Annotated in this window: 11 protein-coding genes; 4 read left to right on the forward strand and 7 right to left on the reverse strand. The window is 65.7% G+C overall.

From position 1 onward, the window contains the following. Positions 1 to 29: 29 nt before the first annotated feature. Both DOM56_RS00355 and DOM56_RS00360 read right to left on the reverse strand, forming a co-directional pair. The gene (locus DOM56_RS00355) at positions 30 to 1067 is read right to left on the reverse strand and encodes a CNNM domain-containing protein (protein ID WP_110707003.1); all 1038 of its coding nucleotides are present in this window, start codon (positions 1065 to 1067) and stop codon (positions 30 to 32) included. A gap of 133 nt (positions 1068 to 1200) precedes the next feature. After that, positions 1201 to 1689, reverse strand: a complete 489-nt coding sequence (locus DOM56_RS00360) for a pyridoxamine 5'-phosphate oxidase family protein (protein WP_110597601.1) — start codon at positions 1687 to 1689, stop codon at positions 1201 to 1203. Between the two features lie 255 nt (positions 1690 to 1944). On the opposite strand from DOM56_RS00360, the gene stpA reads away from it, so the two are divergent. Next, complete coding sequence (gene stpA, locus DOM56_RS00365; protein WP_110707004.1) at positions 1945 to 3216, forward strand: glucosylglycerol 3-phosphatase; 1272 nt, start codon at positions 1945 to 1947, stop codon at positions 3214 to 3216. On the opposite strand, the gene DOM56_RS00370 is transcribed toward stpA, so the two are convergent. From DOM56_RS00370 to DOM56_RS00380, 3 genes are all read right to left on the reverse strand, one after another. Further along, positions 3217 to 5355 carry a methyl-accepting chemotaxis protein gene (locus DOM56_RS00370; protein ID WP_110707005.1) on the reverse strand — a complete coding sequence of 713 codons (2139 nt, stop codon included), beginning with the start codon at positions 5353 to 5355 and terminating at the stop codon, positions 3217 to 3219. It abuts the gene before it with no gap. A 229-nt stretch (positions 5356 to 5584) separates the two neighbouring features. Beyond that, positions 5585 to 7249: a phosphoglucomutase (alpha-D-glucose-1,6-bisphosphate-dependent) gene (pgm, locus tag DOM56_RS00375; protein ID WP_110707006.1), complete on the reverse strand. Its 1665-nt coding sequence runs from the start codon at positions 7247 to 7249 to the stop codon at positions 5585 to 5587. Between the two features lie 144 nt (positions 7250 to 7393). Further along, a complete protein-coding gene (locus DOM56_RS00380) occupies positions 7394 to 8626 on the reverse strand; it encodes an MFS transporter (RefSeq protein WP_110707007.1) in 1233 nt (410 codons plus the stop codon). Between the two features lie 192 nt (positions 8627 to 8818). Between DOM56_RS00380 and DOM56_RS00385 the strand changes: the two genes are divergently transcribed. Then, complete coding sequence (locus DOM56_RS00385) at positions 8819 to 9787, forward strand: AraC family transcriptional regulator (protein ID WP_232822113.1); 969 nt, start codon at positions 8819 to 8821, stop codon at positions 9785 to 9787. A 37-nt stretch (positions 9788 to 9824) separates the two neighbouring features. Here DOM56_RS00385 and DOM56_RS00390 read toward each other — a convergent pair whose 3' ends face one another. Next, entirely contained in the window at positions 9825 to 11264 is a 1440-nt protein-coding gene (locus tag DOM56_RS00390; RefSeq protein ID WP_232822114.1) for an amidase, read from the reverse strand. Continuing rightward, the gene (locus tag DOM56_RS00395; RefSeq protein ID WP_110707009.1) at positions 11261 to 12535 is read right to left on the reverse strand and encodes a Zn-dependent hydrolase; all 1275 of its coding nucleotides are present in this window, start codon (positions 12533 to 12535) and stop codon (positions 11261 to 11263) included. Before DOM56_RS00395 ends, DOM56_RS00390 begins: the two co-directional genes overlap by 4 nt. 210 nt (positions 12536 to 12745) lie before the next feature. Between DOM56_RS00395 and DOM56_RS00400 the strand changes: the two genes are divergently transcribed. Both DOM56_RS00400 and DOM56_RS00405 read left to right on the forward strand, forming a co-directional pair. Continuing rightward, entirely contained in the window at positions 12746 to 13207 is a 462-nt protein-coding gene (locus tag DOM56_RS00400; protein ID WP_110707010.1) for a YkvA family protein, read from the forward strand. 138 nt (positions 13208 to 13345) lie between these two features. Further along, on the forward strand, positions 13346 to 14695 hold the full coding sequence (locus tag DOM56_RS00405; protein WP_280951275.1) for a nucleobase:cation symporter-2 family protein: 1350 nt from the start codon (positions 13346 to 13348) through the stop codon (positions 14693 to 14695). Positions 14696 to 14753 lie beyond the last annotated feature (58 nt).

The raw sequence follows: 14753 nt of genomic DNA on the forward strand, positions 1-14753 counted from the left end.
GCCCTGCCACGAGATGACCGCCGCCGGCTTCAGCCCGGCGGCGGCTGGGCGGATTCGCCGCGCTTGATTCGCTTCAGCCAACGCTGCTTGGCGTACTTGCGCAGGTTATGCACGTTGTCGGTCTCGTCGATGATGTCCTGGCCCAGGATCGTCTCGATCACGTCTTCCATGGTGATCAGCCCGACCCAGTTGCCATGGTCGTCGTAGACCACGCGCAGGTGGTTGTGATCCTTGAGCATGGCGGTGAAGACATGCTCGACGCTATCGTTCTCGTCGATGATCGCGACGGAGTGCATCAGCGATTTCAGCCTCTCGCTATCCTCGGCGTGGTAGGTATCCGCCTTGTGCACGTAGCCCAGGGCATCCTCGCCGCCATCCATCACCGGGAAACGCGTGAACTGCGTCTTGCCATAGCGCTGATCGAACTCGGCCACGGTCATGTCGGGCGTCACCGTTTCACACACGGTTCGCGGCGTCATCACGCTCTTCACCGGGATCTCGTGCAGATTGAGGATATTGGTGATGGTGCGGGTCTCGTCCGCATCCAGCGCCTTCTCTTCCAGCCCGATCCTCGCCAGCGCCTTGATCTCGCCGCGCATGTCGACATCGCCCTCGTTCTTGGCGATACGATTGGTGATCATCTCCGACAGCCAGATGAAGGGCAGCAGCAGCAGCACCATGAAGCGCAGCGTCGGTGGCAGCAGAGGCGCCAGGCTACGCCAGTAGGTCGCTCCGATGGTCTTGGGGATGATCTCCGAGAACACCAGGATGCCGAAGGTCATCAAGGCCGAGGCGATGGCCACGTGGGCATCGCCGAACACGACGGCCACTTGCGCGCCGACACCCGTGGCACCGACGGTGTGAGCGATCGTGTTGAGCGTGAGGATCGCCGCCAGCGGCCGATCGATATTCGACTTGAGCTTGTTGAGCTTGTCGTGAAGCCTGGGGCGGTCGTCCTTGAGCTGCGCGATATAACTCGGTGTGAGCGAGAGCAGCGCGGCTTCCAGCACCGAACAGACGAAGGAAAAACCGATGGAGAGAACGACGAATGCCGTCAGCAGAAACATGGGGGGTCGCTATGTGACTTGTGAGGACTCTTTATCCTGACTTGTCACGCAACTGTCAATGGCCTCCCGGAGAAACGCCGCCGACATCCCATCGGACATCGGCGGCATCAAAAGCCAGGTCGGGTCCGGCGGCTCAGTGGCCGAACTTCTCGTTCTCGCCGAGATCCGGCTGGTGCTCCTTCTTCACGTTGGCCTTGGCGATCTCGTAGAGCTGGAATGTCTTGCTCTCACGCGACTGCCAGTGCTCGCCGAAGTCGATGTCGATCTCCATCATGGTGATGTCCGGATCCTCCTTGCCACCGGTGAACCAGGCGGCCACGAACGGATTCCAGTACTTCTCGATCAGCGCGGGATCGTCGTTGAGGCGTGCCCGGCCGGACATCGACACGTAGATGCCGTCATCCTGGTCCGAGAACGTGATGCAGACATCCTGATCCTGCTTCGCCTCGAACGACTTTTCGGCACTGCGGCGCGTGTAAAACCAGAGCTTGCCGTCGTAGGCATCCTGCACCAGATGCATGGGGCGCGCTCGCGGCACGCCATCGTCGAGCGTGACCAACATGCCGACCTTGATCTTCTCGATCAGCTTCCAGATCTTCTGCTTGTGCTCGGGACTGGACATCGTTGCCTCCTGCTAATGTTGCCCTTGGCGGGGTTACCCCTTCGCCGGGCTGTCATCACGCCATCCGGGCGTGAGCGTCTTGCACTGACGTTGGATCGTCTGGGCGTCTTGTCGCCTTGGCGACGCCCACAGAGAAGCCTAGTCGGGGCGTCCCGGTCCGGCAAACCGTCGCGATTCGGATCACGAGCTGACGCTATACTGGTAAACGTTCGCCCGATAACGCCACCATCACTCGCCCCGACCAAGGCGCCCATCATGCCCCTGACTCGCCCTTTCTCGCTCGATCACGCCGCTCTGCTGGACGAACTGGCGGCCACCGACAATCTGCTCGTCATCCAGGACCTAGATGGCGTCTGCATGGGACTGGTCGGCAATCCGCTGACGCGCCAACTGGAACGACGCTACCTCGACGCCACCCGTCGGCTCGATGGCCATTTCTTCGTGCTGACCAACGGCGAACACATCGGCTCCCGCGGCGTGAACGGTATCGTCGAGGCGCTGTTCGAGACGCCGGATCGCGCTGGCGAGCAGGGGCGCTACCTGCCCGGCCTGGCCGCCGGTGGCGTGCAGTGGCAGGACCGCTTCGGGGCGGTGTCGCACCCCGGCGTGAGCGACGCCGAGCTGGCGTTTCTGAAGACGTTTCCGGATCGGGCCGAGGCGTTCCTCGAGTCGCTGCTGTCGCGGCCACCCTACGACCTGCCGTCCGAGGCGAGACGCGACCTGATCGCCGCGGCGGTCCTCGACAACATCGCCTCGCCGACACTCAACCTCAACGTCTTCCACCGTCACTGGCAGGCGACGCCGGAGCACTATCGGGCACTACAGGCCGACGTCGCCGAGTTCATGCACGAGCGGCTCGAGGCGGCCCGCCGGTCGGGAATGGGCGACGCCTTCTTCATCCACTACGCCCCCAATGCCGGCCATGACGCCGACGGCAAAGAGCGCCTGCGACAGGGCGACGAGAACGGGGAAGGTGCCGGCACCACCGATTTCCAGCTGATGTTGCGTGGCGGCGTCAAGGAGGTGGGCGTGCTGGTCATTCTCAACCACTACTACCATCGCCATACGGGGCATTACCCGTTGGGCGAGGGCTTCAACGCCCGCGAGGCTCCCCGCGATCAGGCGGCGTTGCTGGAACTGGCCCGCGACCGCTTCGATCCCGCGCTGATGCCGCGCATCGTCGGGGTGGGAGATACCGTGACATCGTTCATTCCGTCTGGCGATGCGCGCGGCGAGCGCCAGCGCGGCGGCAGCGACCGCGGTTTCCTGACGCTCATTCAGCAGTTGGGAGACGCTTTCGACAGCGGCAACCGGGTACTCTATGTCGACAGCAGCGGTGGCGAGGTTCGCCGCGCCGGCGTCGACGCCGAGCGGCTGGCGCGCCACGCCGGAAATCCCGACATCGACGTCTGGCCGGCACTGGAAGGGATCAGCGATGCCGAGGATCCGTTGACGCTGGATGTGATCTTTCCAGAAGGCCACACCCAGTATGTCGACTTCTTCTGCGAGCTGGCCGCGCGGCGCTGATCAGACGGCCGGCACCGCGCGCCGCGACGGCTGCAGCCGCGGCTGCGTCGATGTGGTCTCCCCGCTCAAGGCGGGCGCCGGCATATCGGCGAGCCGGAACGCCCCCACCGTCACGGCCAGACGCTGCGACTGGTGACGCAGCTCGGCCGCCGCCGTCGCGGTCTGCTGAACCATCGCCGCATTCTGCTGGGTGACCTGGTCGATCTCCGCCACGGCCTGATTGACCTGGCCGATCCCCTGGCTCTGCTCGCTGGTCGCCGCGCTGATCTCGCCCAGCACGTCGGTCACCCGGGCGATGCTGGCAACGATCTCCTCCATCGCCTCGCCAGCATGGCGGACGCGCTCCGCACCCAGCTGCGTCTTGCCGCTGGCGACATCCACCAGCGACTTGATCTGGCGCGCGGCGTCGGCGCTGCGGCTGGCGAGGTTGCGCACTTCCTGGGCGACGACCGCGAATCCCTTGCCCTGTTCACCGGCGCGAGCAGCCTCCACCGAGGCGTTGAGCGCCAGCAGGTTGGTCTGGAACGCGATGCCATCCATGGTGGTGACGATCTCGGCGATCTGGCGCGAGGAGGCTTCGATCTCACCCATGGTATTGACGACGTCACCGACGACCTCGCCACCGCGGCGCGCCGCGTCGGTGGCGGATACCGCCATCTGATCGACCTGGCGCGCCGACTGCGCGGTGTGGTCGACCGTACTGGTGAGCTCCTCCATCGAGGCCGAGGTCTGCTGCAGGCTGGCCGCCATGGCATCGGTGCGGCGCGACAGATCTTCGCTGCCGCTGGCGATCTCCTGGGATGCGGCGCGTACCGACTCGCTGCTCTCGCGCACCTCGAGCATGACCTCGTGCATCTTGTCGGCGAAGGCGTTGAACTGGATCGCCAGCTCAGCGCTTTCGTTACGGCCGCGCACCGGCAGGCGCTGGGTGAGGTCTCCGTCGCCGGAGGCGATTTCGCGCATCCGCAACGCCAGGCGTCTGAGCGGCCGCGACAGGCTACCGCCGAGGAGCCAACCGGCGAACAGCCCCAGCAGCGCCACGCCGACACCCACCGCGAGCATCGCAAGCGTGTCGTGGTGACGCTGGCTGGCGAGCTGCTGGCGCAGATCGGTCAGCCCGGCCATGACCACGCTCTGGGGCAGCCGGATCATCAATACCCATGGCTTGCTGTCGGCCGGACCGACGGTGAACGGCCATAGCATCTCGATCTGGCCCTCGTGGCTGTCGAGGACCGGCTGCCCCTGGCGCGCCTCGTCAAGCCGGGCGTTGATGGCGGCATCGAAGAATGTCTCCGCGTTGCTGCCCACGCCAGAGGGTTCGCCGGTGCGGGCGGTAATTCCACCTTGCGGGGCGACCAGGGTCCAGTCACCGGCACCGTCGTAGAGCGAGCGGCTGGCGTCGGCCAGCAGCCCCTGGATGAAGTCGACGGAGAGGTCGACGCCGGCGCTACCGCGGAACTGGCCATCGACCATGATCGGCACGTTGAAGGAGGTCACCATCAGGCTACGGCCGTTGTAGTCGTAGGGTGCCGGATCGATGATGCAGGGCTTGCCGGTCTCCTTGGGACAGAGATAGTACTCCCCTTCTCGCACACCGCTGTCCATGATCTTGCTGCTATCCATCGTCTCGCCCAACGGCAGCACCGCGACCTTGCCATCCTCGGTCCGATACCACCACGGCATGAAGCGGCCGTCCTCGCCGTAGCCGGCATCCTCTCGTCCGGTGTAGTAGCGATCACTGCCGAAGGCATTGGGCTCCCAGCCGATAAAAGCGTCGAGCAGATCGGGATTGTCGACGACCGTCTGGCGCACGAGGTTGGAGAGTTCGTCGCGACCGAGGAGAAGCCGACGCCGGCCCTGATCGTCGACCTCCCCCATCAGGGCATTGGTACTGGCCAGGTTTCGCGCCAGGGTCAGCGCGTGTTCGAGCCGGGCCTGGATGCTTTCGGCCTGGCGGCCGGCCACGGCGGAGAGGCGCCGGTCGATGCTCGACTCGAGCAGCGTATGGGTGCGAGCGTCCACCAGCGCCTGCGAGCGCGCGTCGGCGTAGAAGGAGTAGCCCACCAGAGCAGCGGCGACCAGCACGATACAAGCGCCCACCAGAAGCGTGACCAGTGTGCGTATAGATTTGAAATGCATGGGGTATCCCTGCCAGAGGAAGGCGCCGCCCGGGGCACGGCATCGAAATTGACAGAGGAGATATCGCCCATGTCGAAGGCAACTTTAGGCTTTCGGCGAAAACGGCTCGCGCTCGGCAGTACGACGTTGCATCGCGACTTGCCGAGGGGCGCCTGGCTGGCCCGGATGATGGCCGAGCGACCGGCGGGCGGGGCCGGGAGCGCGAGGTCTCCCGGTCCCGCACCCGGCGTCAGCCCGCCAGTACCTCGTCGACCAGCGCCTTGGCCTCCTGCTGAATCCGCTTGAGATGCGCTTCGCCCTCGAAGCTCTCGGCGTAGATCTTGTAGACGTCCTCGGTGCCGGAGGGACGTGCGGCGAACCAGCCGGCGTCGGTGACCACCTTGAGCCCGCCGATGGCGGCGCCGTTGCCGGGCGCCTCGGTCAGCTTGCGGGTGATCGGGTGGCCCGCCAGCGTGTCGGCGCTGACCTGCTCGGGCGACAGCTTGCCGAGCCTGGCCTTCTGCTCACGGTCGGCCGGGGCATCGACGCGTTCGTAGACCGGCGCACCGAAGCGTTCGGTCAGCGCCTGGTAGCGTTCGCCCGGGTCCTTGCCGGTGACGGCGGTGATCTCGGCGGCAAGCAGGCCGAGAATGATGCCGTCCTTGTCGGTGGACCAGGGCTTGCCGTCCAGGGTCAGGAACGAGGCGCCAGCGGACTCCTCGCCACCGAAGCCGAGGCTGCCCTCGATCAAGCCATCGACGAACCACTTGAAGCCCACCGGCACCTCGACCACCTCCCGACCCAGGCCTTGGGCGACGTAATCGATCATCGACGACGACACCAGGGTCTTGCCGATGGCGGCCTTGTCGCTCCAGTTCGGGCGATGGGTGAACAGATACTCGATGGCGACGGCGAGGTAGTGGTTGGGATTCAGCAGTCCGGTCGAGCGGGCGACGATGCCGTGGCGATCGTGATCGGTGTCGCAGGCGAAGGAGACATCGAAGCGATCCTTGTTCTCGATCAGCCCGGCCATGGCGTAGGGCGACGAGCAGTCCATGCGGATCTTGCCGTCCCAGTCGACGCGCATGAAGCGGAAGGTCGGATCGACGGTGGTCGAGATCACTTCCAGCGGCAGGTCGTACTTCGCGGCGATCCGCGGCCAGTAGTGCACCCCGGCACCGCCCAGCGGATCGACGCCGAACCTGAGCCCGGAGTCACGGATCGCGGCCATGTCGATGACCTTGTCGAGGCCACCGACGTAGCTCTCGATATAGTCGAAACGCTGGGTGGTCGGCGCCTTCAGGGCTTCGGCATAACCGATGCGGCGAACGCCCTCGAGGCCGCCGGCGAGCAGTTCGTTGGCCCGCTCCTGGATCCACTTGGTGACGTTGGTATCGGCCGGCCCGCCGTTGGTCGGGTTGTACTTGAACCCGCCATCGCCAGGCGGGTTGTGCGAAGGGGTGATGACGATACCGTCGGCCAGCCCGCCGCTGCGTCCCTGGTTGTAGACCAGAATGGCGTTGGAGATCGCCGGCGTCGGCGTGTACCCCACCTCGCCACCGGTTTCTTCGCAGCCGGCATCGATGCGCGTCTCGACACCGTTGGCCGCCAGCACTTCCAGCGCCGAGCAGAATGCCGGCTCGGAGAGCGCGTGGGTGTCCATGCCGATGAACAGCGGGCCGTCGACACCCTGCGCTTCACGGTACTCGCAGATCGCCTGGGTCGTGGCCAGGATGTGCCATTCGTTGAAACTGGTCTTCAACGAGGAGCCGCGATGGCCCGAGGTGCCGAAAGCCACCTGCTGGCCCGGGTCGCTGGGGTCCGGCCGCTCGCTGTAGTAGCGCGACACCAGGCGCGGAATATTGGCGAGGCTGTGCTCGTCCGGCAAGCGTCCTGCTTGGGAATCGATGCTCATCGTCAGTTCCTTTCGATGGTCTGGGGAGGAATGCCTTTCTTATAGCAGACCATCTTCAACGCCCGACAGGCAAGATGAGCTCGGCCATGCTTGCCGCGTCTCACCTCGCCCGGTCGGTCGTACCGACAGACACCAGCCCATCGCCTACTGACAGCTAGCCACCACCGTGTCGCCTTCGCCAGCCGGCACCGGTCTCGTTCTCACGCCCGCGAGTACCAGTGCGGCCGCGGCCAGCAGCAGCGTGCCCGCGGTGGCGCAGACGGCCAGCACGCCGCCGATGCCGAAGACAACGCCCCCCACGGCCGCTCCCAGAGCGATCGCCAACTGGATCGATGCGACGATCAGGCCACCGCCACTCTCGGCTTCGTCCGGCACGACACGCGTGATCCAGGTCGACCAGGCCACCGGCACGGCGCCGAAGGCGAAGCCCCACAGCGCGACCATGAGGGCATCGGTCCCCGGCGAGAAGCCGCCCAGCGTCGCCAGCAGCCAGCCCAGCGAGCCCATGATCAGCGGCATCAGCACCAATGTCAGACGCAGGCTGCGCTCGAGCAGATACCCCGCGGCCAAGGTTCCGACGAAGTTAGCCACCCCGAAGGCCAGCAGGGTCGATGACAATGCGTTGATCCCCATGTGCGACACGCCCTCGAGAAACGGACGGACGTAGGTGAAGAAGGCGAAATGGCCACAGAACACCAGCAGGATGGCGACGATACCGACCATCATGCCCGGTCGTTTCATCACGCTCACCAGCGTGCCGAGCGGGGTGGGACGCTCCGGCGTCATGGACGGCAAGGTGACGTACTGGAAGATCAGCGTCGCTACCGAGATCGCCGTCGCGAGCAGAAACACGTTACGCCAGCCGACCAGGTCGCCGAGATAGCTGCCCAGTGCCGCGGCACTGATGGTGGCGATGGGGACGCCGGTGAACAGCAGCGACAGCGCGCGCGGCACGTCGTGCTCCGGCACCAGTCGCATGACGGTAGCGGCGGAGAGCGCCCAGAATCCGCCTAGCGCCACGCCCAGCAGCACCCGCCCGGCCAGCAGCCAGATCAGGTCCGGCGAGTAGGCGACCAGCAGATTGGCAGCGATCATCAGTCCGGAAAATCCCAGCAGCACGTGGCGACGGTCGAGCCGCTGGGTGGCGGAGGTCACCAGCAACCCCGACAGCAGCGCCACCACCGCCGTCACCGTGACGGCCTGCCCCGCCTGGCCCTCGCTGATCGCCAGAGAGTCCGCCATTGGCGTCAGCAGGCTGGCCGGCAGAAACTCGGCCATCACCAGGCTGAAGACACCCAGCGTCAACGAAAAAACGGCGCTCCAGGCCCCTCGGGATGCCCCCGTCGGGCGCGTATCATGCGAGTCGTTCGTGGTCATGTGAGACATCCATCGATCATTGAGATGCTGCGTAGACTAAAGTAGCATCGCAAGATCCGCTATCATCAAAACTCCAGGATCTTTGATCAAAAGTCCAAGATAACGATGAAACCCTCGATCTCTCAGTCATCCTCCCCGCGCTCCCGGTCCCCAGACCACCGATCGGCCGACACGCTATCGTCCGAGAGTCGCGTGCCTGACACCCCGCCGATGGGACAGCCGCCGCTCCAGAAGTCCAGCGAGTGGATCAATGCGCTCTTGCTCGGAATGAGGCTTTCGGGGTTGAACTATCGGCGCGCGCAGATGCGATCGCCGTTCGCCATCGCCTTCGATACCGATGCCACCTGCGCGCAATTTCACTTCATCGCGCAAGGTTCGGCGATCCTGCGAATCGGCGACGACGTGCAGCAGCTGGAGAGCGGCGATGCGGTGCTGCTGCCGCGCGGCGGACATCACTGCCTGCTCTCCTCCCCCGAGGTGGAGAGTCGTGACATCGAGAAGATCGACGCCATCCCGCTCTGCGACTCGTTCAGCTGTATCGACGACGGCTCGGCGCGCCTCGAGCACGGCCAGGGCGTGCGGCTGTTCAGCGGCTGCATGCAGTTCGATCTCGGAGGCATGCAGCCCCTGGTCTCGATGATGCCTACCGTGATGCACGTGGGAACGCTGCTGTCGCGCTACCCGGAAATGTTGCCGATGCTCGAGGCGATGGAGCGCGAGGCGAGCCTGAGCCGGGCCGGCGCTGCCGGCATCCTGTCGCGACTCGCGGACGTGGTGGCCGCCAGTATCGTACGCGGCTGGGTCGAATGCGGCTGTGCGGAGATCGGCGGCTGGGTCGAGGCGCTGCGCGACCCGCGCCTGGGCAAGGTGATCGCGGCCGTCCATCGCCAACCGGGACGCCACTGGAGCGTGGCCGACATGGCGGCGGAAATGGGTAGCTCACGCTCGGCCTTCGCCGAGCGCTTCCGCACTGTCCTGGGTGTTTCGCCACTGGGCTACGTGACGCAGCTACGGATGCGACTCGCCACCCAGTGGATCCGCGAGAAACGCCTCTCCATCGATCAAGTCGCCTGGCAGCTGGGCTACGGTTCCCAGGCCGCCTTCAGCCGCGCGTTCAAGCGCGCCACCGGGCAGACACCGGGCGAGGCGCGGGGCGGCTGAAGACCATGCCTTCCGCACCACGCCGTCGCTCGTCGGGTCACGCCATCGCCAGCGGCGGCACCAACCTGGGCAGTTGCGTTTCCAGCAGCCGGGCCACGGCCATCACGCGGTCGTCACGATAGCGCGGGCCGACCAGATGCAGACCGACCGGCAAGCCATTGTCGTCCAGACCGCAGGGCAGCGAGGCAGCGGGTTGCTGGGTGAGGTTGAAGGGGTAGCTGAACGGGGTCCAGTCCACCCAGTCGACATAGTCGCTGCCGGGTGGCACTTCATGACCGGCGGCAAAGGCCGACAACGGCAGCGTCGGGGTCACCAGCAGGTCGAACTCGCGGTGAAATTCGGCCATCCGCGCCACCAGAGCCGCGCGCTGCTCGCGAGCGACCAGGTAATCGGTCAGCGACAGTGTCTTGCCATGCTCGGCGATGGCACGCAGGCCCGGGTCCAGCGCTTCGATCTGGGCGTCGCTCAAGCCGTCCAGCAGCCGCGAGGCACCCGCGTGCCAGAGCGTATCGAAGCTCACCTTGGGTGAGCCGAACCCCGGATCGACGTCGATCACTTCCGCGCCCAGCGCCCGCAACCGTTCGACCGCCGCCTCCACGGCACGCAGGATGTCCGGCGCCACCGAGACGTAGCCCAGATCACGGCTGTAGGCGATGCGCATGCCGTCCAGCCGGCGCGGCGCGGCGGCCAGCCAGTCGAGCGGACAGTCAGGACCAGCATAGCCATCCCGCGCATCGGGCTGGGCGATCACCGAGAGCATCAGCGCGCTGTCGGCGGCCGTGCGCGTCATCGGCCCCAGGTGCGACAGGGTCGTCATGGCACTGGCCGGCCATTGAGGGATCCAGCCGAAGGTCGGCTTGATGCCGAACGTGCCGGTGAACGCGCATGGAATCCGAATCGAGCCGCCGGCGTCGCTGCCCTGGTGCAGCATGCCCAGATTGAGCGCCGCGGCGGCGCCGGCCCCACCCGAAGACCCGCCGGCGGTCAGCTCGGGATTCCACGGATTGCGGGTGATGCCGTAAAGCGGGTTGTCGGTCACTCCCTTCCAGCCGAACTCAGGCGTGGTGGTCTTGCCCAGCAGCACGGCACCCGCCTCGCGCATCCGCGCCGTGAAAGGGGCATCGCTCGTCCAGGGGCCATCCGCCGACGTCGTCGTCGAGCCCTTGCGGGTCGGCATGCCGACGGTGAGGGTCAAATCCTTGATCGTGCTGGGCACGCCATCCAGCGGCCCCATCGGATCATGACGCCGCCAGCGCGTTTCCGATGCCCGCGCCGCCGCCAGCGCGCCCTCACCATCGACATGGCAGAAGGCGTTGACGACCGAGTTGTGGCGCTCGATGCGCGCCAGGCAGTCCCGGGTCAACTCCACCGGCGAGAGCTCGCCCCGCTCGAACAGCGCCAGGGCCTCGAGGGCGGTCAGATCGGCCAGCTCGGTCGTCGTTACATTGCGCATGCTGTTGTGCCCGTCGCCGCTCATGACACAGCCCCGGCCACAGGCCCAGCCAGGTTCAGCGTCGCGTGCAGCAATACGTTGGCGCCGGCGGTGACATCTTCCGGCGCGGCGTACTCGCTCTCGTTGTGACTGATCCCCTTCTCGCAGGGAATGAAGATCATCGCCGCCGGCGCGATGTCGCCGATGAAGACGGCATCATGCCCGGCGCCGCTGACGATATCCCGGTGTGTATAGCCGTTGGCCTGGGCACCCTGACGCACGGCGGCGATGCAATCGGCGGCGAAATGCTGCGGTGGATAATCGGCGGTGGGCGTGATCTCGATGGCAAGGCCAGTCTCGCGGGCGATGGCGTCCAGCGTCTGGCGAAACTCGGTGACGATCGCGTCGAGCACCTCGCCCTCGCTGTGCCGGAAGTCGACGCTCAGCTTCACCTGTCCTGGGATCACGTTGCGCGAGTTGGGCAGCAGCTGAAACGCCCCCACCGTCCCGCGACCGTCGGGCTGGTGCGCCAGCGCGATCCGATTGACCGCTTCGACCACCCGGGTCGCGCCCAGCAGCGCATCCTGGCGTAGATGCATCGGCGTCGAACCGGAGTGGGCCGCCATGCCGGTCACCGTGACATCGAACCACTTCAGTCCCAGCGCCCCGGTGACCACGCCGATGGTCTTGCCCTCGTCCTCGAGGATCGGCCCCTGCTCGATATGGGCTTCGAGATAGGCCGCAAATCGGCCGGGACGATTGGCATCGTCCCCAACGTAGCCAATCGCCTCGAGCGCTTCGCCCGCAGTGATGCCGTCGACATCCGTTCGCGACAGGGCATCTTCCAGCGTGAGCTGACCGGCAAACACGCCGGAGCCCATCATGCAGGGCGCGAACCGGCAGCCCTCTTCGTTGGTCCAGGAAACCAGCTCGATCGGCCGTTCGGTCTCGATGCCGTTGGCGTTGAGCGTTCGGATGACCGCTAGGGCCGCCAGCACACCGAAGCAACCGTCGTACTTGCCGCCGGTGGGCTGGGTGTCGATATGGCTGCCGATGACGACCGGGTCGGCGTCGGCCTTGCTGCCATCGCGGCGGGCGAAGAGGTTGCCGATGGCATCGAAGCGCACCGTCAGGCCTTCGGTCTCGCACCAGCGGATCAGCAGTTCACGACCTTCGCGGTCGAGCTCGGTCAGCGCCTGGCGATTGCAGCCACCCTTGGGCGTGCCGCCGATCACGGCCAGCTCCATCAGTGTCTGCCACAGGCGTTCGCCATCGATGGCGGGCACGTTGACCTCGGTCGAAAGTGTCTCGTTCATGTCGTTGTCCTTATCATCGAGATGAAGCGCGGCGAGCCTCAGCGCCAGGGGTATTGTGCTTGAGCGTCAGTCGACATTGTCAGTTTTTACTATCGATACGTATCGATCGATCATGACGTCGCCGCCAGCGTCGGATCAAGCTCGCCGCAAGCCGAGACGCGCCGACGTGCGCTAGACTACGGCGACAGCTCGTGACGATGGAGCCAGACCATGCCCCGCCTTCCCCGCCTATTCCCCAACAGCACTCCCTCGCTGCCTCACGACGACGGTCAGTACCAGGCAGCGGATACGCTGTCCGACGAGAGCGAGGCTCGCGCTGGCAGGCTCGAAAGCCATGCCGAGAGTTACAGCGACGAGCGCTTCTGGCGGAAGATGACCCGCTTCGGCAAACGTGCCGGCCGCGAGGTGGCGCTGAAGGCGCTGCAGCTCTATTTCGTGCTGAAGCGCCCCGATGTGCCGTTGTGGGCCAAGTCGACCATCATCGGCGCGCTCGGTTATTTCATCTCGCCGCTGGATGCCATTCCCGATTTCATTGCCGGTGTCGGCTATACCGATGATGCCAGTGTCCTGGCTGCCGCTCTGGTGGCGGTATCGATCTATATCGACGAGGAGATCAAATGCCAGGCGGAGTCCGCCCTGGCGCGCTGGTGGCCCCAGGCCGAACAGCGCTGAAACAGCCGTCGCAAGCGACGCCTCGTCGACAGTTTTTTTGTACACAAAAACAATCTACAGTAGCTTCCCAAGAGCGGATAAAAACAATCAACGTGGGAGTCAATCATGAGCCTGGATACCGCAGAACGGTCGGATTCATTGCATCAATTCGAAGAAAATCAAAAAACTAAGAAAAACCCGTTACGCGACGTCGACTATTTTCCGCCACTGCGAAAAGCCATCCCTCTTGGTATACAGCACGTGCTGGCCATGTTCGTCAGCAACGCTGCGGTGCCGCTGATCATCGCTGGCGCGGCAGGGCTTTCGGGTGCCGATACGGTGTTCCTGGTGCAGATGGCGATGTTCGTCGCGGGCGTGGCGACACTGGTCCAGACGCTCGGCATCGGCCCTCTCGGCGCCCGTCTGCCCATCGTCATGGGTACCAGTTTCGGCTTCGTGCCGGTCATGATTCCGATCGCCGCCAACCAGGGGTTGCCGGCGGTGTTCGGCGGCGCCCTGATCGGTGGGCTGGCGATGGCGGTGGTGGGGCTCTGCTACAGGCGCTTGAGCGTCTTCTTCCCGCCGGTGGTATCGGGCACCTTCGTGTTGTTGATCGGCATCCTGCTGCTGCCGGTGGGGTTTGCCTACGTCGGCGGTGGCGTCGGCGCTCCGGACTTCGGCGCACCGCATCATCTGCTGCTGGCGGCACTGGTGTTCGTGGTGACCGTGGCGTTCCACCAGTTCTGCCGCGGCTTTCTCTCAGAGGCCGCGGTACTGATCGGTATCCTGGTCGGCTGCGTGGCGGCGGCACCGATGGGCCTGCTCGATTTTTCCCGCGTCGCCGAAGCCGGCTGGTTCCAGCTTCCGATCCCCTTCGAGATCGGTCTTGCCTTCGACCCGGCGGCGATCCTAGCGATCACGCTGATGGCCGTGGTCACTTGCGCCGAGTCGATCGGCGACATCTCCGGCACGGCGATCGGCGGCGCCGAGCGCGAACCGACAGCGCGGGAGCTGTCCGGCGGCGTCATGGCCGACGGGCTCTCGAGCAGCTTTGCCGCACTGTTCGGCGCCTTCCCGCAGATCAGCTTCAGCCAGAACGTCGGCCTGGTGGCGCTCACCGGGGTCGCCAGCCGCTTTGTCGTCGCGCTCGGCGGCGGTTTCCTGGTCCTGGCGGGGCTGGTGCCGAAGCTGGGAGCCCTGGTATCCGCCATCCCGGCGGCGGCGCTGGGCGGCGCGGTGATCATCATGTTCGGCATGATCGCCAGCGCCGGGGTGAAGATGCTCTCTCACGCCAGGTTCAACAAGCGCAACATGCTGATCGTCGGCGTATCGCTGGCGCTGGCGATCGGCCTGCCGGCCCAGAGCGGACTCTATCAGGGCGCACCGCAGCAGATCGGCGTGCTGCTGGAGTCAGGCCTGATTCCGGGCGCGCTGGCGTCGATCATTCTCAACCTGATCCTGCCCCGGGCGGACGACGAACCCGCCACGAAGGACCCTGCCGAGCCCTGAGCCACCTGGGCCGGCAGGCATCAGCGGGGGCTTCCCGACTTCATCCGCGATAAGGACA

Source organism: Salinicola sp. CR57 (assembly GCF_003206585.1).
In the GTDB taxonomy this organism is placed as follows: Bacteria; Pseudomonadota; Gammaproteobacteria; order Pseudomonadales; family Halomonadaceae; genus Salinicola; species Salinicola lusitanus.